At 67.0% G+C, this 218-nt stretch carries 1 pseudogene; it reads left to right on the plus strand.

Annotation, left to right across the window (positions count from 1 at the left end):
- A pseudogene (locus KJQ96_RS39810) lies at positions 1-218 on the plus strand (ABC transporter substrate-binding protein); the annotation flags it as partial.

Below are 218 nucleotides of genomic sequence, written 5' to 3' on the forward strand. Positions count from 1 at the left end.
GCGCCGGGCGACGTGGTCACGCTGAAGGCGCAGCCGATTGTCGCGGCGCAGTTGTTGCGCGACGCCGGCTTCAAGGTCGATCTGCAGGCCACCGACTGGCAGACCGTCGTGGCCCGCCGCGCCAGCCAGAAGCCTCCGAAGGAGGGAGGTTGGAACATGTTCTTCACCAACTGGGTCGGCGCCGACGTGATGAACCCGATCGCAAACGCCTCGATCGG

Source organism: Bradyrhizobium sp. sGM-13, from assembly GCF_018398875.1.
In the GTDB taxonomy this organism is placed as follows: domain Bacteria; phylum Pseudomonadota; class Alphaproteobacteria; order Rhizobiales; family Xanthobacteraceae; genus Bradyrhizobium.